This window comes from Candidatus Woesearchaeota archaeon, assembly GCA_016187565.1.
Classification (GTDB): Archaea; Nanobdellota; Nanobdellia; order Woesearchaeales; family JACPJR01; genus JACPJR01.
Genome location: JACPJR010000005.1, coordinates 45,115 through 63,828, shown reverse-complemented (window position 1 = coordinate 63,828; position 18,714 = coordinate 45,115). Strand labels below are relative to the sequence as shown.

19 protein-coding genes and 1 pseudogene are annotated in these 18,714 nt (G+C 39.6%); 8 read left to right on the top strand and 12 right to left on the bottom strand.

Annotated elements, in window-relative coordinates; genetic code table 11:
* Positions 1-22: 22 nt before the first annotated feature.
* The gene (locus tag HYW21_01600; GenBank protein MBI2548022.1) at positions 23-2,692 is read right to left on the bottom strand and encodes a cation-translocating P-type ATPase; all 2,670 of its coding nucleotides are present in this window, start codon (positions 2,690-2,692) and stop codon (positions 23-25) included.
* Between the two features lie 525 nt (positions 2,693-3,217).
* Between HYW21_01600 and HYW21_01595 the strand changes: the two genes are divergently transcribed.
* Positions 3,218-3,976 (top strand): hypothetical protein, encoded by a 759-nt coding sequence (locus HYW21_01595; GenBank protein MBI2548021.1) that lies wholly within the window; start codon positions 3,218-3,220, stop codon positions 3,974-3,976.
* A 32-nt stretch (positions 3,977-4,008) separates the two neighbouring features.
* Here HYW21_01595 and HYW21_01590 read toward each other — a convergent pair whose 3' ends face one another.
* The 4 genes from HYW21_01590 to HYW21_01575 form a co-directional block, all read right to left on the bottom strand.
* The gene (locus tag HYW21_01590; protein ID MBI2548020.1) at positions 4,009-4,782 is read right to left on the bottom strand and encodes a class I SAM-dependent methyltransferase; all 774 of its coding nucleotides are present in this window, start codon (positions 4,780-4,782) and stop codon (positions 4,009-4,011) included.
* 184 nt (positions 4,783-4,966) lie between these two features.
* Entirely contained in the window at positions 4,967-6,025 is a 1,059-nt protein-coding gene (locus HYW21_01585; protein ID MBI2548019.1) for a class I SAM-dependent methyltransferase family protein, read from the bottom strand.
* Between the two features lie 48 nt (positions 6,026-6,073).
* Positions 6,074-6,760: a hypothetical protein gene (locus HYW21_01580; GenBank protein MBI2548018.1), complete on the bottom strand. Its 687-nt coding sequence runs from the start codon at positions 6,758-6,760 to the stop codon at positions 6,074-6,076.
* An 83-nt stretch (positions 6,761-6,843) separates the two neighbouring features.
* Positions 6,844-7,515, bottom strand: a complete 672-nt coding sequence (locus HYW21_01575) for a hypothetical protein (protein ID MBI2548017.1) — start codon at positions 7,513-7,515, stop codon at positions 6,844-6,846.
* Between the two features lie 177 nt (positions 7,516-7,692).
* Between HYW21_01575 and HYW21_01570 the strand changes: the two genes are divergently transcribed.
* The 3 genes from HYW21_01570 to HYW21_01560 are packed head-to-tail and all read left to right on the top strand — an operon-like array spanning position 7,693 to position 9,146.
* Positions 7,693-8,241, top strand: a complete 549-nt coding sequence (locus HYW21_01570) for a hypothetical protein (GenBank protein ID MBI2548016.1) — start codon at positions 7,693-7,695, stop codon at positions 8,239-8,241.
* A gap of 32 nt (positions 8,242-8,273) precedes the next feature.
* Positions 8,274-8,879: a hypothetical protein gene (locus tag HYW21_01565; protein MBI2548015.1), complete on the top strand. Its 606-nt coding sequence runs from the start codon at positions 8,274-8,276 to the stop codon at positions 8,877-8,879.
* A 12-nt stretch (positions 8,880-8,891) separates the two neighbouring features.
* A complete protein-coding gene (locus tag HYW21_01560; GenBank protein MBI2548014.1) occupies positions 8,892-9,146 on the top strand; it encodes a hypothetical protein in 255 nt (84 codons plus the stop codon).
* A gap of 280 nt (positions 9,147-9,426) precedes the next feature.
* Here the strand turns inward: HYW21_01560 and HYW21_01555 are convergent, their stop codons facing one another.
* The 6 genes and pseudogenes from HYW21_01555 to tnpA all read right to left on the bottom strand — a co-directional run bounded on the left by HYW21_01555 (position 9,427) and on the right by tnpA (position 15,188).
* Positions 9,427-10,689 (bottom strand): ATP-binding protein, encoded by a 1,263-nt coding sequence (locus tag HYW21_01555; protein MBI2548013.1) that lies wholly within the window; start codon positions 10,687-10,689, stop codon positions 9,427-9,429.
* Between the two features lie 100 nt (positions 10,690-10,789).
* Positions 10,790-11,359 carry a pyridoxal 5'-phosphate synthase glutaminase subunit PdxT gene (pdxT, locus tag HYW21_01550; GenBank protein ID MBI2548012.1) on the bottom strand — a complete coding sequence of 190 codons (570 nt, stop codon included), beginning with the start codon at positions 11,357-11,359 and terminating at the stop codon, positions 10,790-10,792.
* Positions 11,360-11,395: 36 nt separating this feature from the next.
* The gene (gene pdxS / locus HYW21_01545; GenBank protein ID MBI2548011.1) at positions 11,396-12,283 is read right to left on the bottom strand and encodes a pyridoxal 5'-phosphate synthase lyase subunit PdxS; all 888 of its coding nucleotides are present in this window, start codon (positions 12,281-12,283) and stop codon (positions 11,396-11,398) included.
* Between the two features lie 187 nt (positions 12,284-12,470).
* Positions 12,471-13,543 (bottom strand): annotated as a pseudogene (locus HYW21_01540) (group II intron reverse transcriptase domain-containing protein).
* Positions 13,544-13,872: 329 nt separating this feature from the next.
* Complete coding sequence (locus tag HYW21_01535) at positions 13,873-14,595, bottom strand: hypothetical protein (protein MBI2548010.1); 723 nt, start codon at positions 14,593-14,595, stop codon at positions 13,873-13,875.
* A gap of 83 nt (positions 14,596-14,678) precedes the next feature.
* On the bottom strand, positions 14,679-15,188 hold the full coding sequence (gene tnpA / locus HYW21_01530; GenBank protein ID MBI2548009.1) for an IS200/IS605 family transposase: 510 nt from the start codon (positions 15,186-15,188) through the stop codon (positions 14,679-14,681).
* A gap of 177 nt (positions 15,189-15,365) precedes the next feature.
* On the opposite strand from tnpA, the gene HYW21_01525 reads away from it, so the two are divergent.
* From HYW21_01525 to HYW21_01510, 4 genes are all read left to right on the top strand, one after another.
* Positions 15,366-15,635 (top strand): hypothetical protein, encoded by a 270-nt coding sequence (locus tag HYW21_01525; protein MBI2548008.1) that lies wholly within the window; start codon positions 15,366-15,368, stop codon positions 15,633-15,635.
* Between the two features lie 72 nt (positions 15,636-15,707).
* On the top strand, positions 15,708-16,127 hold the full coding sequence (locus HYW21_01520; GenBank protein MBI2548007.1) for a DUF1761 domain-containing protein: 420 nt from the start codon (positions 15,708-15,710) through the stop codon (positions 16,125-16,127).
* 65 nt (positions 16,128-16,192) lie between these two features.
* Complete coding sequence (locus HYW21_01515; protein MBI2548006.1) at positions 16,193-17,143, top strand: cation transporter; 951 nt, start codon at positions 16,193-16,195, stop codon at positions 17,141-17,143.
* Between the two features lie 172 nt (positions 17,144-17,315).
* Complete coding sequence (locus HYW21_01510) at positions 17,316-17,918, top strand: HAD hydrolase-like protein (GenBank protein MBI2548005.1); 603 nt, start codon at positions 17,316-17,318, stop codon at positions 17,916-17,918.
* A 52-nt stretch (positions 17,919-17,970) separates the two neighbouring features.
* On the opposite strand, the gene HYW21_01505 is transcribed toward HYW21_01510, so the two are convergent.
* Positions 17,971-18,702 carry a hypothetical protein gene (locus HYW21_01505; GenBank protein ID MBI2548004.1) on the bottom strand — a complete coding sequence of 244 codons (732 nt, stop codon included), beginning with the start codon at positions 18,700-18,702 and terminating at the stop codon, positions 17,971-17,973.
* Positions 18,703-18,714 lie beyond the last annotated feature (12 nt).

Here is an 18,714-nt window from a genome sequence, read left to right as displayed (position 1 = left end):
ATGGAAATGAATTCTATTTTCTCTAATCTCGTTGATTCGTTACTTTCTTAATGGCAAGAGAAGCAAGCATGGCTACAGCGAATAAAGGAATAGTTACGCCGATGATTATTGCCCAATCAATCAATCCGAGAGGGACAACATTAAATATCGTTTGGAGGGGTGTATAAAGTACGAGTAATTGCAGGACAAGAGAAGAGCAGATTGCTCCAAGTAACCATCTGTTTGAGAACACACCCAGTTTATAGTGCGATCGAATCATCTGGATTCTCACCATCTCAAAAACGATTACGGCAGTAAAGGCGATGGTTCTGGCTTTTGCAGCGTCAGGAAGATAATAGGCAAAAAGTCCCAACACAACGAAAGCAACAAGTATTCCCACAGTTATAATGTTCAATGCCATGTTCTTGGTAATAATCCCCTCTTCTCCATTTCGTGGTGGTCGCTGCATTAATGCGTAGCTCTTCGGATCTACACTTAGCGCTAATGCAGGAAGTCCATCAGTAATGACATTGATCCAAAGAAGATGCAAGGTCGCAAGAGGAAGGATTACCCATCCCTGACCATCAGTAAACATAAAGAACATGGCTATGACAAGAATAAGGACTTCTGCTAAATTGCTCGAGAGCAGATAATTCACAAATTTCTTAATGTTATCAAAGATACCTCTTCCTTCTTCAATGCCATTAACAATCGACGTAAAGTTATCATCCATAAGAATAATATCACTCGCTTCCTTGGCAACGTCTGTACCTCTCATTCCCATGGCAATGCCAATATCTGCTTTTTTCAGTGCAGGCGCGTCATTTACCCCATCACCAGTCATAGCAACGCGATAACCTTTTCTTTGAAGGGCTGAAATGATTTTAATCTTATGACTTGGATCAACACGTGCGTACACACCAACGTCATCAACAATGCTTGCTAAATCTTCACGCTCATCAATTTCCTTTCCGGTAATCACGCTACCCGTGATACCTACCTGTTGGGCAATAGCTAAGGCAGTATCTTTATGATCACCAGTTACCATTACTACTTTAATGCCTGCTTCGTGACAGGTTGCAACAGCTTCACTTACCCGTTCCCGAGGAGGATCCATCATGGCTTGTAATCCGACAAAGACCATTTTTCCTTCAACCTGACCACTGGTTTTATGTTCTAATTCTGGCCGTAATTCTCTATAGGCAAATGCAAGAACTCTCAATGCTTGTTTTCCAAAGGCTTCATTCTGTTTGAGAATCTTAACGTTATCATCAATGGTTAGCTCTCTCACGGTCTTTCCGATTTTAATGCTCGTACAGATACGGAGAACTTGCTCAGGAGCTCCTTTGGTATAGGCAAATTTTCGTGTACCTATTTTATGAATCGTTGTCATTCGTTTACGTTCGGATGAAAAAGGAATTTCTCCGATACGTTGTTGGTTTACTTTCGTCGCAACGATGTCAATACCTGCTTTTCCTGCACTAATGAGCAATGCGGCCTCAGTAGGATCTCCGATAACCTCGGTTGTAGTATTGTTTTCATCCCGTTCAATCTCTGCATTATTGTTCATTGCTCCGATGGTAAAGAGCATGGCAAGCTCTCGTGTATCAACAGAAACTCCCTCGATGGTTGTTACTGAACCGTTTCTCTCATACCCGCTTCCCGTCACCAAATATTCCTCGTGGTTGGCATAGACCTTTGTTACCGTCATTTCATTCTTTGTTAGCGTTCCTGTCTTATCAGTACAGATGACTGAGATACTTCCAAGGGCTTCGGCAGCGTGCAACTTTCTGATAAGGACGCTCTGTTTTGCCATGCGTTGAACCCCTAATGCCAGACAAATCGTCACCACAATAGGTAGCCCTTCAGGAATGGCAGCTACTGCAAGCGCAACGGCAATCATTAAGACCGGTAAGGCTGTTTCTCCACGTACCACTCCTATGGTAAAAATAATTGCGCTGATCAAGAGTACATAAAATCCAAGCCGTTTACTCAGCAATCGTAGTCTCTGCTGGAGTGGTGTTTCATGGGTACTTGTTTCCTGCAAAAGATGGGCTATCTTTCCCATTTCTGTTTTTGTTCCTGTATGCGTAACAAGCGCAAGAGCCCTGCCACTGGTTATTATTGTTCCTGCATACACCATGTTTGTTCTATCAGCAAGTAAAGTTTCTTTCGGAAGCGCTTCAATGGTCTTTCGTACTGCTACTGATTCTCCGGTTAAACTTGACTCGTTTGCCTGAAGGGTTGTTGCTTCAATTAAACGAGCATCGGCAGGAACTTTATCTCCTGTTTCAAGGACAATGATGTCACCTGGAACAAGAAAAAGAGCATCAATCGTTTGTTTCTTTCCTTCCCTTATGATGGTTGCCTGGAGTTTGGTGAGGCGAAGCAGGGCAACGATTGTACGTTCTGCTTTGTATTCTTGCAAGAATCCAAGAAAGGCATTGATAAGTACAATGATCAGAATAACTGTCGATTGGAGTATTTCTCCAAAAGCAAGTGAAACAAGGGTTGCACCGAGAAGCACCCAGACAACCGGATTTTTGAACTGCTCGAGAAAGATTTTGAGTTTGCTGACGGTCTTTTTCTCTTTGAGTTTGTTCAGCCCATAGCGTTTAAGCCGGAATCGAGCCTCTTTTTCATCGATTCCTGTACGACTCGTCTTTAGCGCTGTACAGACTTCCTCGATGGATGCGTCATGATACCCATTCATACCTCTTTCCATAAACTGGTACTATAAAAAAGTATCTCAAGAAATAAATGAGCAGATAAATCAATTAAATAAACTAGCATTTAACTTTCCACATTCAATTTTCCAGCGCCACTAATGGCGGTGCGACGGTCAAAACCTCATGTCTTCGGTTTTGCCCTACTCGCCACTCCGGAGGAGCCTCGGCTCGTCGCACGCCACGCAAACTCATGAAAATCCAACGGATTTTCAGGATCCTCGGAAACTAAGTTTCCGGGAAACCGGAAATTCAAAGAATTTCCCAGTTCACCGAAAATGCATGGCATTTTCGCGTGTTTACCAAAGTTTGATCAAATGCGTGTCAACTGAGCGTAACCAGTTGGGCGCTGACGAAGCGGGGGACGCCCCATCCGGGGACGCTTCGTAGGATTGCTCGCAAGCAATCCGTCAGCCGCCACTAGCGTGGCGTGCGTAGTTTTCTCCAATTTAATTAAACGCTTACATCGACAAAGGATAACGTTTATAATAAACAAACTATTCGCTAGGCAAATGCAAACAGCTACCTTAGACCAATTTGGGCAATACGTACAAGCATATCAAGCACGAGCAGCAAAGCAAGAGAGTGGTGTCTATTTATCAAGTTTAGAAAGTATACGTTTTGATGAGGCTGAGGGCAAAGGAGGATCTGCATTGATTCGAGAGCTGAGCGAACAAGGTAAGCTTGAAGCTATGCTCAGTATGTTGCCAGAGGAGTCCCAAGGAAATTTTGATGCACGACTTGCAGAGTTTAATGAGGGTTACGTTCCGATAGTATTACCAATGCAGCGTTTAACTCGTCAGCGAGATGACGGAGATAAAGTTCCTTTAGTCTATGAGGTGTTCTCAGATGTTATCACGGTTATGCAGGGCTTAGGACTTTCTGTAAGCCATGCTTACGGATTTAGAAGTGTTGCACTCTTGAAGGGCAGGAATCAACTATCAAAGTATCAGGATGGTCTTGCAGGAAATCTCTATCATGCAAACTTTCCTGAGAATGCTGTCTTTGATCATACCATGACTGCTTTTTTCTGGCTTACGGGGTTCTATGATGCTGCTCCTCGACTTAAAGCAGGTGTTGATGAACAGTTGAGTACTCAGGAGCGGTTAGATGAACGTTGTCGGGGCTATCTTCAAGCACTCCCTTCGTCAATTTCCGTAGCAAATCTTCGGTCTTTTGTTGAGCTTGGTAGGGTGTGGAGCATACCTTCTCTGACAAATCCTAATATCGAGACCTACAGGGTATTCTGTGAAAAGATAAAAGGTAATTAGTTGTTAAGGGCGCACTAGGAAATCCAGCTCACTCATTTTTGTATAGTAAAAGTAGCAATAGGATAACTGATCATAATATCATCAGGTGTTGAAGCAATTTCAATTCCAGTCTTGTTGTGTTCAGACAGACTCTTCAATTCCTCGGTCACTCCATCACTTGTTCTACCCTTACATTCGAATCTTTCTCTCAGACTCCAGACACAGGTAAACTCAGTCCTTGCCACTACTCTGCCCCCTGATAAAGCAACCCATTCTTCAAACTGGCTAATTGGAGGAATATAGGGTTTATCATCTCTTCCATCTTGAACAGCCACTAACCCTTCTATTGTGTTAATTAATTCTGCATCTGGATCATTTTTTGGAAAGTGATCTTGAACAGTCAATATTCCATATTCTCTTAAAGTCCTTAGGTACCCCCTTAATACAGGTAAATATTGTTGAATCTCCAAATTATTTAATCCATATCTACATACCATTATATCAAATTGATTAGCAGGATAATCCAATTTTTGCACATCTGCAAGAACTTTACTTGCACCAAGAGGTAGTGCATCCAGAGGCAATGCATCTAACATTTTTTGGCTACCATCAATAAAAACAAGCAATTTAATAGCTTCTACTCCAAAATATCTTACTAAGAATTTCCCTATGGCTCCATCTCCACACATCATATCGGCTATTTGTAGGTTTCTCTTTTCTTGTAACCTCTCGACCGACATAGCAATATGTTCTAATGATGTTCCGTCTCTAAACGTAGAAAATCTCTGCAAATACTCTGGTGACCTCACAGCATATTGATTTGACATTATTTATTTCCCAAGTAGGTTAAGTTAAATTTCTTAAGTTTTACCCTTGCCCCTTGGAGCAGTTGGGAGCTTTATTTAAGATTTCAAATTGATTTATAAATCTTTCCATTTGTAACTACTCTAAAGAAACCAAAACAATAACTTTTATAACCAAAGAGCCATTTGCTGGAAAGATGCAAGGCAGTCAGTGAACCATCGCATCAATACACACACGAAATAAACGCGGAGCGTACTGTCCGCATAATGTTGTGTGGAGAACCTTGTAGGTTCTTCCTTTTTCTTTACATACAGCAGCAATTTTTGCGATTGCCTCTTGAGGAAATGCTTCTTCTTTAAGAAAATCATAGAAATGAATAATCCCACCTGACTTTACTGCTGTTAAAGCAACATCAAGGAAATGCTCACCTCCCATGGGCAATGGCATCAGTACTCTATCGAACTTTTTCTCTATTTTTTTCAGGAGTTGTGGAACAACAACCCGGACATCCCCACAGTAATTCGTGACATTACTGAGCTTGTTGAGCTTCACGTTTTCTTCTGCATAGTGATGGCCTTTTGGATTGATTTCTATGCCAACAACTGCTCTTGCTTTGGTATTTTTAGCCAGTTCAAGGGTGTAAGGACCGCAGCCAGCAAACATCACAAGGATATCTTCTTCTGGTTTTACCTGCTGCATGATCCTTCTGCGTTCAGTGCTCAGGCGCGGAGAAAAATAAACCTGCTCGACATCAAGCTTTATGCGTACATTGTTCTCTTTATGGATCGTTTCCTTTGTTTTTTCTCCGGCAAGATACTGCAATGGTTGCAACCTGAATGTACCTTCATGAACGCCAGCCTTTTTTACTACGGTCTTGATGCTCTTGTTCAGGGTTAGTAAGGTTTGGGCAATATGTCTTTCTTTTGCCTGAAGTTCAGCGGGAATCTCAAGAATAGCGATATTCCCGATACTATCATAACTGGTCTTGAGCACTTCTTGTTCTGCTGTTGTTAATGCAGAAGACAATGCTCCCCGTAAGGTTGTTATTTCCTTGCGTAACGGCATCTTTTTTTTACTCCAAGAAAGAGAAATAGCGTCAGGAACATGCTGGCCAACTGCCTGCTTTGCTCCTGGAATGTCTTTAACTGGGTAATAGACCGAAGTCTTTGTTCTTACTATACCCCTTGTCTTATCCAAGAATTGATGCTTAATGAGGATCTGTTTTACTGTTTCTGCTTCAGGTAGAGGAACTTTTAAGATCGGCATGACATTGAGATAAGGCTGTATTATATAAAACCTTTTTGTACTTTTACGTTAATGCTCTTTCCAGAAATGCGGATTCTTTTTCCTGAACCGTTCGATTGCTGTTGCCAAGAGTTCAGGTCGCTTGCTTTTTACGTAGACATATCCGGTTACCGATGCTATCAATGCACCGAGACTATCAACCAAGAGATCACTCATTGTATCAACTAAACCTTTCTGCATATGGACATTATGGGCCTGAAATGTTGCATCAATGAGAAATTCAACTAATTCCCAGACCGTTCCCAGAGCAAGGGCAAAACAAAAGGAGAATAAGGCCACAACAAAGGGATTTGCCTGGAAGCGTTTACTGGCATAGAGAACATACAAGATCAAGAATCCTACAAAGCCGAGAGCAATACCTGAAGTCGTATGGAGCAGGATATCCCACCACCAATAGGAAACATAATATCCTCGAGCATTGCCTAAGAATAACGAGGCATAGATAAACAACACAATGATAATCTCGAATTCAAGAGGAAGCTCGAGATGATACCTTCGTGAAAGGAGCACAGGTAAAAACGTTAAGGTAAAGGTGAGGGCACATAGAAACAACACAAGCCATTGTTGGTCAAGAATACTGGCAATGCCAGCAAACAGAAGACTTGCCCGTATCAGTATCGTAAGAACATGGAGCACTTTCTGTCGTGCAAGCGAAGGTACCTTCTGAAAATGTCTGATCGGTGGTATAGTTATCATACTGACCTCTCTCTGATATCTCTTAAGGCAAGGGTAATATTTAAATCTGATGACCCCAAAAAGGAATAAGAAAAAAAGAAATCTTATTTACTCCTTGCTTGGGAGATATTCCCTCTCATCTGCATCATCAGGGATTCAAACGGTGTAGCTGCTCTTTGTTGCATTTGTTGGAGCACATCATCAACCCCTGCAGATTGCATTAATCGTTTGGTTACTCCGTGATATTCTTGAATACCCTCGCGAACGCTTTGTTCTACTCCTTCGGGAGTCCAACCATTTGCTGCAGCAATAGTTGCATAACTTCTGAGATTTTCTCCGGTGTGAGCACCACATTCAGTGACATAACGTAATGGTGAGTCTTCGCTTACTCTGTATAAGAAGGGATTAACACGTGTTCTCTGTGTTACTTCAACGCCCCTTCCAGGATACTTTACTAGATTTCCAACATTATCCATGACTAAGGCAACAACCTGATAATGCTTTCTATCTGCTATCATTGCTTGCTCAGTTGGAGTAAGTGTTTTACGCGGATAATAAGCTATGCCATCCTCACGTATCCATCTCCCTGTTGCGTTTGAGCTTGGCTCTGTTTCATACACGGACAACACAACCCTGTCAACCCCTTGCCCTTCCATTTCATCTAAACCGGTCAATAAAGCCTGATAGACTTCATTAGGTTGAGCTATTACTTTGACGGGAAGAGGTACGCTTGCTGTATACTCTGCTTGTTTTCTCTGAAATAATCGGAATGCCATGTGATAACCTCCTTAAAACCTAGAGATTCTCCTTCTTTATTTAAATGTTTCTATGTTTGTCCCTTTTGAGTGGTTGCAGTTTTAAAGAAATTTTGTCCCCCACTAGTAACTAAATTTACGAAAGGTTTATATAGGCTAGCATAATCGTTCCTGCAATTCTTTAAGGAGGAAGATACTATGATTAAACATTATCGTAGAGAAGCGCTTGCTGCAGCAACACTTGTCGGAGCAGTGGCTTTTGCTATCTACCACAATAGACCGGTTACTGTAGAGGAGAGAGTAATGGTGCAGCCAGTTGGTGATCGCATTGGATTAGAGCTGATACTTCCTGATCATCGTGATGGCCAACGTCTTTCTGGTTACACCAATTTAGTCATTGAGTATTTTACTAATGATGGGGTGGGAGATAAGCTCTCTGTTGGTTTAGGACCGTTTGTTGCTGGACATGATACCTTGGGGCTCCAGGTCGTGGATCAGAACCAGAAACCAGGAAACAATCTATTCGATGGAAGGGTAAACGATCTATTCGATGGAATGGTAAATGACACCTATCTTCATAGACTTTCTCACAATGGCTCACATTGGGTGGATATTGGTATCCTTGCTCAATCTCACCGTGATGGTCCGGTATCAGATGAGTTAACTCTGGTTGGACAGAACTTGCTCGATCTCGGGTATGAAACCTTATTAAACCGGAAAGGAATTGAGGTCAACATTCAAAAGTAATATGTATGAATCTTTTCAAGGAGGATGAAATTATGAACCAAAATTATCAAACAAAAGCACCTGTTTTAGCTATGCTTACCACAGCAGCTGCGCTCAGTTCATGTTCTCAGCAACCATTATACATTAATGAAATTGTTGACGCAGCAGCTATTGCCGATAGCATTGGTTTAGGTTCGAACTCAGATCGCTTAGAACAAACATTAGGTCCGCTGCATGGTTCAACAACTCTTGAGGCCCATTCTTCCTCTTCTACTATGAAGGGAGATCGTCTGACGGTGTTTTTAGGCCCGTTCACTACAGAAAATGGTACTTTTTTGCTTACTGCAGAAGACAATATAACGCCTGTTTATCCTGGTACAATAAGTTCACCACGTCCTGATGGGGTGCTGGATTATGCTTGCTTAGAGAAGGCTGACTATGATTCACTGAGCAATGATAGCCCCTGTTTTGAAAAAGTTGCTGAATATAATAGTATTTTGGGACTAAGGCTCGAGTTTCCTGTTCCCTTAGCACGGGTCGGCCAAGAATTGTTAGACCTAGGTGATAGAAGATTAGCGCAAGAACAACGTGAGCGTGAGGGCATGTCTCGTTTGACAGCTGACTTAGTAAAAGACGGCCTTAAACATCATGATCTTTAGGAGGATGAGACTATGAACCAAAATTATCAAACAAGAGGACCTATTTTGGCAGTGTTAGTAGCAGCAACCATGAATGGATGTGGTAGTGAGCTACCTTCTACGTTGAATCAAACCGTAGATGCACAGATTGTTGTCAATCAGATTGGATTGGAACAGCTCCTTCCAGGTGGTGCTGAGGGTCAAACCACGCTCTTTGTAACCTATAGTCCTTCTCCGAATCTAGGATCTGGGATGGGTGTTAATTTAGGGCCGTTTGCTGCTGGGTAGGATTCTTTCTTAGTCATTGCAGGTGATGGCTCTTCTCCAGATAAGACAGATCCTTTTGATGGGCAAGTCAATAATGTATATATCGAGCAATTCGTCCCTGACTCATTAAGGGGCCCAAATGATTCGTATGTTACGGTACTTTCTCAATACCATAACAATACGCCAGGACTGCCTTCAGACACTCAAGCTGGAATTGTTGGGCAACGTTTGCTAGGTCTAGGACATGCAAAATTAGTAGAGCAAGGAATTGAGGTTAAGTTTGATTCTCCTGCTCCTTTGATTATTGCGCCAGCAGCCAACTCCAAAATGAAGTAAATTCAATTGTTTTATCATCGAATTCCTTTATTTCTTTATCTCCAAGGTATAAAAGAAGGGATCTCTTTATTTTATACTTTTTCATAAATAATTTTAATGCGTTCAAATCCCTATCCTCGACATTTTCCTTATTTTTGACTTCAATAGGAAGAATGTTTCTGCCTTCAATTTTTAAGAAGTCTATCTCTTTTTCTAAATACCTCCAGTAATGCTTTCCGTTTATAGTGCTTACAACGAAAGACTCTAAAATTTTATCGTTATTCTCTCCGTAGCAATATGCAAGATTCCACCAGTAAGGATAAACTCTCTGTAGCTTTCTACTCGTTGATAACGTGCTTGGCCTAAAATTTTTAACAATTCTTATCAGATAACAAAATTCAAGATAGAAAATATGCTTGTAGAGGGTATTCTTGCTTATCCTTAGATTCTTTGATAGATTATCATAATCAAGGTAGAACCCTGGCTCCTTGTAAAACAATTCTACGAGTTTAGACAATAATTCTTTGTTAATATTACTAAATCTTTCTGGAAGGTCCAATCTGATTATCTTGTCTATAATGGTTGTTTTAAGATAATCCTTGATTACTAATTCATTATCCCAGCTTACTGTCTCTGGGAAGCTCTTTAATAAGTAAGAAAAAAACTCTTTTTTTATCTCTCTTGCGTATAGCCTATGATTCTCAACCAGTTTTTGCTTGCCAGTTAATTCTAAAAATTCTTTAAAACTTAGGGGAGTTATATTCATGAGAAAATATCTTCCAGCAAGGTTTTTCACAGCCTCTTCTTCAAGGTTGATGCTGCTGGATGACGAAACACAAAATTTTATGTTTGGGCTAGAATCATAAATCAATTTCAGTTCGCCAGCCCATTTTTTAAATTTGGTTATTTCATCAAAAAAAACAAAAATCTTTTCTTTTTTGTAGTCTACCCCTGTTAATTCTTTGTAATTTTCAAAAAGCTCTACCAAATCATCAATTTCCTTGTCAAAATTAAAATAAAAAATCCTTTTTGGGTCAATTTCGCTAAGCAGGCTCTTTATTGTCTGATAGATAAGAGTAGTTTTTCCAACCCTCCTTAATCCTGTAAGAATAATTATCTGCTTATATTTCTTATATTCTTGTATCTTATCAAAAAAGCTTCTTTTATAGCGTTTGGCAAGCTCCTCGCTAATGATTTCACCCTCCCACCAAGGATTGAGCAGCCGTATAATGTCTTGTATGTTTGGCATAAGTGTCCTAAATAGAACGAATATTTAAATCTTTCGTTCTCAAATGAGAACTAATAATCGCTTATACTATCGCCCCTTTATCCCTATCTGTTTTGCCTCACTAAGGGTGTGAGAGCAACCGCAAAAACAATTCATGGACTTTTGTTGTGCTACTTAACTCAGGGTGAAAGGTAGAGACGAGAATATTTTTCTGTTTTGCCAGCACAATCTGGTTATCATATTTTCCCAGAACCTCAACCTCTTTTCCAATGTCCGTAATAATTGGAGCCCTGATGAAAATACCATGAATATTACCAAGTTCTTTACACGAAACGTCTGCCTCAAAGCTATCGATCTGACTCCCATAGGCATTTCTTTTAACCGTTATATCCATTAATCCCAAGGATTTAACCGTATTCTCTTCAGCTTGTTTTGCCAGAAGAATTGCTCCGGCACACACACCGTAGAGTGGCATTCCCTTACGAGAAAGATCAATGATGGCAGTATCAAGCCGGTTTTGCCTCATGAGTTTACTCATTACCGTACTTTCCCCTCCAGGAAGAATAAGAGCATCAATGGCCCGAAGATCATCACACGTCCTTACTTCTGTTGCGCGTACTCCTAATGATACCAGCACTTTTTCATGCTCGATAAATGCTCCCTGAAGCGCGAGAATACCAACGGTTACCATACAATCAACTCCACGACGTTACGTACCTTACTCGTGTTATACACCACGTTCTGCCATTTTGACTGTTAAGGTCGGAATTTCATCTCCTCGCATTGCTTGTCCTAATCCTTCGGAAATTTCAGCAAGTATCTTTGGATTATTGTAATGCGTGGTTGCAAGAACGATTGCCTTTGCCATTTTTGCAGGATTTTGACTCTTAAAAATACCCGAACCAACAAAATTTCCATCACAACCAAGCTGCATCATTAAGGCTGCATCTGCCGGTGTCGCAATACCACCTGCTGAGAAGTTTACTACGGGAAGTCTGCCAAGTTCCACGACTTTTTTGATGAGCTCGAGAGGTACACGGTAGTCGTCTGCTTTTTGCGCAAGCTGCTTGGGAGCCATGCGTTGTAGTTCCTTAATCTCTGCAGTAATGCGTTTCATATGGCGGACTGCCTCAACAACATTTCCTGTACCGGCCTCTCCTTTTGTCCGAATCATGGCAGCTCCCTCATGTATCCGTCGAAGAGCTTCGCCTAAATTACGGGCACCACACACAAAGGGAATCTTGAATTTTCTCTTATCAATATGAGCTTCTTCATCTGCGGGGGTAAGTACTTCAGATTCATCAATAAAATCAACTGCCAATACCTCCAAGATCTGTGCTTCAACAAAATGACCAATGCGTACTTTTGCCATGACCGGAATGCTTACCGAGGCTTTGATCTCTTTAATGAGCTTCGGATCGCTCATTCTGGCAACTCCTCCTGCTGCTCGGATATCAGCAGGAACTCGTTCTAATGCCATGACTGCACAAGCTCCTGCGTCCTCAGCAATCTTGGCATGTTCAGCAGTAACCACATCCATGATGACACCGCCTTTCAGCATCTGTGCCAATCCTTCGTTGAGGGTCTTTGTTCCTTGCTGAGGTTTTGTATTCATTTTCTCTCCAATGTCTTTTATTCTTGTAGCCTGAATGTTATGAACGTTATTACCTATATGATGTTAGGGAATACGATAACCTACTTAAAGTTTAGGGTTTTTATAAAGTCGTAGGCAGAATACCCACAAATTTATTTGTGGGATGAATGCCGTGCCTCATTCCAGTGTTTAGGCAAGAGGTATAATCCTATTTTTTCTGCATTTTGAGATATCTGTTAATTTCTTTCGTTGATATCTCCTCAGGAAAATCATGTTCAAATTTTGCTAAAATCTTTTTTCTCTGCCTAAAAGTATCTGCATTTTTTGCATAAGCAATCCATCCTTCAAAAAAATCGTATAAAACATCATAAACACCTTCTTTTGAATTATATTTTTCTTTCAAACTTGCATATGTGTTTCTCATCTTTCTTAGATTTGACTTCTTGAGAAGTTTGTGATGGTAAAAAACCCTAAAGCCAAGAAAATTAAAGCATTTTCCCGATTTGAATATTTTTGATTTGTCTTTGTGCAATTCCAGCTTTAACCTACTTTTTAAGAACTTGTTAATTTGCTCTTTATAAGATTGCAATTTTTCTTTATCTGATTCAAAGATAACAAAATCATCCACATATCTGATGTAATATTTTGCTTTAAGATTATGCTTAACATATTTGTCCAGCTCATTCAGATAAACATTCGCAAAAAACTGGCTTGTTAGATTTTTCCCCCCCCCCCCCCCCCCCCCCCCCCCGCAGTTAATATCATCTTTATTAGCCAGATTACTTTTTTGTCGTTGATTTTGTTTTGTATGATTCCAAGCAATACTTCATGATTGACTGTTTCAAAATATTTTTTAATGTCAGCTTTAAGAACATAGCAATCAAATGTATAATTATTGCTCGCCTTTCTCTTGAAGAAGTCAAATCTTTCAACTGCCATAAGCGTTCCTTTACCAAGCCTATTTGCATATGAATCGTAGATAAAGCCTTTTTCAAAAATCGGCTCAATAATATTGCATAAAGCATGATGTACTATCCTGTCTCTAAAGTCTGACTTTGATATTTTCCTTGTCTTTGGATCTCTGACTATGAAATTTATCAGAGGCTTTGGCTTGTAAGAATGAAATAGTAATTCAGAACGAAGCAAAAGAAGATTATCCTTCAGGCCTTTTTCGAATGTAACAACATAATCTTTAGTTGTCTTATGCTTTCTAGCTTTTTTGTAGGCAAGAAAAAGGTTATCATACGAGCATAATCTTCCATAAAGATTTAAGGATAACATAGGAAATTGTAAGCCTCGAATGAAGACCATTCCGAAAGCACCATTGTTGTTGTTAAGATTCCTGTTGCTGCCATTGGCATTGAAGTCGTTGTCAGGACTGAAAAGACGCAGCCCAAGTGCTAGCCCATTTACTCAGTTCCCACCACAGGTTCAGCCATATAACCCTCAGGTTATGTGTCCCTGCTGTAATTTATCAAATTGGAGCGTGTTCAATTTGAAGGTTTTATAACTTTGTCGCCAAAGCCATAGTAAAAGGGCGTGTGGCCTTCTTAACCATATTCAATATGGTCTCGAGGCAAAAGTTCAATAGAAATATGCATATTTAATACTTACTTTTTTGGCGAACTTTTTTCGCCGCCTTCGGCGGTTTTTTCAAAACGCACCCCGAAAGCACCATCGCCGCTGTAAAGATCCCTGCCGCAACCGCCCCCGGCAAGGAAGTCGCCGCCAGGACTGAAAAGACGCAGCCGATTTATATATGGGCCTAACTGTCTAGCATATTCTTGGCTATCAAAAAAGGCATTATGAACATCTCTTCGTTCAGCCAGCCAAGCGCCAAAGTCTCCAGCCTTAATCCCCAAAGATGGATCACTATACATGAAATTAGTAATTCCTTCTTCTCCCAGCCTATTCGCAGGAGTCTCATGAGTGCCATGCGTAGTTGCAAATGCCATCCCATTATTCAGCATTGTATCGATCGCATCATAAACATCATCTCTCATTTCTTTTGGAACAACAAACTCTCTGCCGTGTTTGTGCGCATCAACCAAATCAGATAAGAATAATTGGCTTATTGGCTTGCCTCTGGCTAAAACAACTCGGTCTTTAGCTCTTTTATCATAAATAACATCCATGTCAGTTCTACTATAAGGTGTAAATGGGCTATCATCAACACCAATCATAAGAAGGCCTTTTTCTGCCGGGGAAATTGTATGAAGCCCTTTAGCAGCAAATGCCAACTCTTGAACATCCAAAGGTCTTTGAGAAAGGGCATAAGTAACAGTGTATAATCCTACTTGTGTTTTATTGACATCCATTTCATGATTAATCATTTTGTTAAGCCTCCAATAATATAATCAGGGTGGAATAAGCTTTTGTTTATAAATCTTCCGTTTTTAAACCTACTACAAAGTAGTTAATCTATCTTTGCAAAGTCGCCGATTTTAAGCTGCCCTTTCAAGTGTGTTGGGCATCCGTAAATATCATACTCAAAAACAGATTTGCCCATTTGCTCTTGAATGTAACGCTTAACTTGTTCTTGCGATACATGACCAGCAGAGCCACAGTAGTAACCTCTTGCCCAGAGAGCATCAAATCCTTTTCCAAAATGCTGTTTGTATCCCAAGTATTTCAAATCTGGAAATACTCGCCTTAATTGAATTGAAGTGTTGCCTTTTAACTTATGGATTATCTTGAAAGGCGTTACTGTCGGCTTTGCGCCTACAAATAAATGCAGATGGTCTGGCATAATCTCTAATGCGAGGTTATTAATGCTCATTTCTTGGCATTGCCCTTCAATGATTGCTTTTAGAACTTCAACAACCTTTCCAGTCAATACGGGCTTTCTGTACTTTGGAATCCAAATAATGTGGTAATTGATATTGTGTACTTCTGGATTAAAGTGCGGATATAGTTTTTGAGTCATAGCGACCACCTCATGATTAAGGTGGTTGCTTGTATCATTAGGGGGTTCTCGTTGAGCGAACCATACATTAAGTTAAATGGTTTGCGTGAGAAACCCCCAGCTTTAGCTGGATTTATTTTGGGAGTATGTCATTTGTTTATGATAAGTTTTTTATAGGTAGCCTCTTTAAAGCCAATGATGAGGATAGAACGACATATTTCCCTGCTTATTGTTGCCCTTTTTGGTCTGTTTTTCCTGGGAAGAGGCATAACAGGGTATGTCATTGCCAAGGATTGTTGTTTACCGCCATACTGTGCGCCTGAAGATCGTTGTCCATCCTCTCAGGTAACAACCTTTGATACGCTTCAACCGACCATAAGTATATCCCTTGGTATCTTTATGTTACTCACTGTACTCTGTGTCTATTTGCTGGTGATGCATGGTCATCAAAGTCAAGATACTCTTTGAGACAAAGTGAGATAAAGAATAGATTTATGCATGTGATGGATTAATGTATGCAAACATGAGGAGGGATAAACGATGGTAGAAGCAGTAAGTATTAATTACCTTGCGGTTATTGTCGCAGCAGTGGCAAGTATGGCACTTGGTGCCTTTTGGTACAGCCCAATGGGATTTGGTAAGATGTGGATGAAATTAAGTGGAATTACTCCACAAGCCACAAAAAATATGAAAGAGAGCGCCAAAAAATCCTACGCTCTTGGATTTTTATGTGCCCTGATTACCAGTTATGTCTTGGCACATTTTGTCAAGTATACTGAATCAACTACGGTTGTTGATGGTATGCTTACTGGCTTTTGGATTTGGTTTGGTTTTGTGGCAACCGTTACTTTGGGAGTAGTCCTTTGGGAAGGAAAATCATTTCGCTTATACCTTCTCAACAATGGCTATAACCTGCTTTCATTACTGTTGATGGGAATGATCCTCACGTTATGGGTATGAGTAAGGTATAGCTATAAACTATAAATAACCGCTAAGGCTAAATGTTTTTATAGGCTTTAGCTTTTATGATTTTTGCAGAGCGTATGAAAAAACACCTCAACGGACATATCCATTTTGGTCATCACTTCCAGGATAAACTAAAAAGTGACCCAAAGAAGGAGCATACCAAGAAACGATTATTGTTTTCCTTAGTTATTACTGCGATAGTCATGATTTTGGAAGGTATTGGTGGTGTTTTCACGAACAGCCTTGCCTTGTTGAGCGATGCGGGACATATGTTTACCCATGTGATGGCATTAGGCATTAGTTATATTGCTATTTTTCTTGGTCAGAGGCCATCTGACAAGCAACGAACATTTGGTTATATGCGTTTTGAGATCCTTGCAGCCTTGTTTAATGGTGTTTTCGTCTTAATCGTAAGCTCTTATATCTTCTATGAAGCATTCCAACGTCTTGTTAATCCCCAAGTAATTGCCATAGTACCTATGCTTGTCATTGCTGTATTAGGATTAGTGGTTAATATGATAACAACCTTTGTGCTCTATAAAAGTACCGATGATCTCAATGTTCGCAGCGCTTTTGTCCATATGCTTAGTGATCTTTTCTCTTCTGCCGGTGTTATTGTAGCAGCTATTGTTATTTGGTGGACTGGATGGTACCAATTAGATGCCGTGGTAAGTATTCTCATCGCAGGTGTTATTGTTCTCTGGGGAGTTAATCTGGTACGTGAATCTTCCAATATCCTTTTGGAATCGACGCCACAACACATTGATATTGATACCTTACGGAAGGATTTGATACGACGAGTTCCTGACGTGCATGATGTTCACGACACTCATGTGTGGGAATTAACGTCTAAGAAGTATTGCCTTGCAGCTCATCTGGTTGTTGATGACTGTTCTCTGAGCACGAGCAATAAAATCATTCATAATGTTAACCGTATTCTTCGTAGAAAGTATGGCATTGCCCACACCACCTTACAGTTAGAGTGTGTCTCGCATTTCCTTAAAAAGTAACACAAGATATAGAGACAAACTGAGTCGCAAAGGGTTCAATAACATCGGAACGTCCATCGCGATCGCTGTTATGTGTTTTTTCTGCAAGAAAAAAAAGCCGAAGGCTCAGTTTGGATTTTGGCGTTCAAGACTGGATAACTTTATATTTAGGCCAGTTCTTTTTATAATAATTATGATTAAAGTAATTATTTTTGATTGGTTTGGGGTTTGCACAGTAGAAAATTGGGCAGATACTCTTGGAAGAGAATTAAGTAGTAAATTAAATTTGGATGAATCTTTGGTGAAACAAAAATTTAAACCATTAATTCAACCATTTGCAAGAGCAGAATTATCTTCTGAACAATTTTTAGAACAATTTATTGGTTCATTAAATAAAAACAAGAATCCTCAAGATTTTGTTTATCTATTTGAAACAATCCCCAAAGTAAATACTGAATTGCTCAATTACATTTTAGAGTTGAAAAAGAAATATCCTGTTTTTATGTTATCGAATAATTTTGGACCTGTATTTCCAAATTATGAGAAGCAGGTTGATTTCAAAAAATATTTTGACAAACTATTCTTATCACATAAATTGAAATTGAGTAAAACTCAAGACAGAATTTGGGAAAAAATTCTTCCTGATATTGAGTTTAAGCCAGACGAATTAGTATTTATAGATAATAAGGAAAAATATTTTGAACCTGCAAAAAAACATGGAATAAAATGTATTTTATTCTTGAAAAACGACCAAGTGAAAAAAGAATTGGCAGACTTAAATGTTAAAGTAGACTAATTCTGGAGTACAAAGGGCAATTTCCTACGATTCACAGAATCTAGTTTAGTATCTAAGGGGTCGCTTGTTTCCATAAGATCTCAAATTGTTTTCTATATCCATCAGCAACCAATTTGTCTTTAATCAATATCCCATAAGAATTCTCAGTAAATATTACAATGCCTACATAATCTCCTATTATTATGGTTTCTTGTAATTGCTCAAATTTACGAGATAAAAATCTTATGTTTGTTAATTTTTTTCTACTAAGTTCCTCTCCAAATTTCCTGATAGTTTCATCAAAAACTTGCCTACACTTGATTTTTTTAGAAATTCTTCTTGCGTGAAGATTCTTCCACCATGTTTCACCCATGATATCATGTGTTACTCTTGTCCCGCCTCCAAAGGTGTTATATTCTTTTCCGCCAGAATTTAGTAGAGTATTATACAACTCATTGATTCCCCTCTTTCCTCTAAAAACAGTAGCTTGTTCTTCTTTCTTAGCAAGTTTTTGTTTTACTTTGAGCTCAGGCAATATTTGTTCAAATCTTTTCTTTTTATCATCAATAAAATTATAGAAATTTTCAGGATCGGTCGCCTGATAAACTTTTCTTTTACCATCAAGAATGAAATTAATTAATCCTTTATCAATCAAAGTATTAAGCGCTCTATGGACAACAGAGTTTTGAAGATTTGATTTTTTAAGAATTTGTCCAGCAGTAGTACTACCTAATTCCAGCAATGCAAGATACACTTTTATCTCTGCTTGTGTTAATCCTAAATCTTCTAGTATTGTTACATCCATCTTTAAGCTAAA